Here is a 454-nt window from a genome sequence, read left to right on the forward strand (position 1 = left end):
CATAACCATTATCATCATTTGGAGATTCATAGACTGGTGATAACCAAATTACATTAATTCCTAATTCTTTTAAGTAATCTAGCTTTGAAATAATACCACGAAGATCTCCTATACCATCACCATTACTATCCATAAAACTACGAGGATAAATTTGATATACTACACTTTCTTTCCACCATTGTTTTCCCATTATGCTACCCCATTTCATCTATACTATTGATTCTTTTTTCTTTTTTAAGGCGCAAACGTTTTCATTACTGAATGATAACAGATTCTATCCAAATTTAAAATAGCGCTTACAATATTTATTTTCTTTTTCTAATAAAACACGTGGAACTTATTATATATTAATAGGAATAATGAAAACGTTTTATTTTTTTATAGTGTTTTTATTTCTTTTTTGAATCTATTCGTTTATAATAAATTCAAAGAAAACGTTTGCATAAATTTTCTA

1 protein-coding gene is annotated in these 454 nt (G+C 26.2%); it reads right to left on the reverse strand.

Annotated elements, in window-relative coordinates; all coding sequences use genetic code 11:
• The coding region (locus tag KI356_RS27440; RefSeq protein WP_238486252.1) for an alpha-amylase family glycosyl hydrolase at positions 1-190 on the reverse strand (190 nt) is incomplete at its 3' end.
• Positions 191-454: the final 264 nt, after the last annotated feature.

This window comes from Bacillus hominis (genome assembly GCF_018332515.1).
Taxonomy (GTDB): domain Bacteria; phylum Bacillota; class Bacilli; order Bacillales; family Bacillaceae_G; genus Bacillus_A; species Bacillus_A hominis.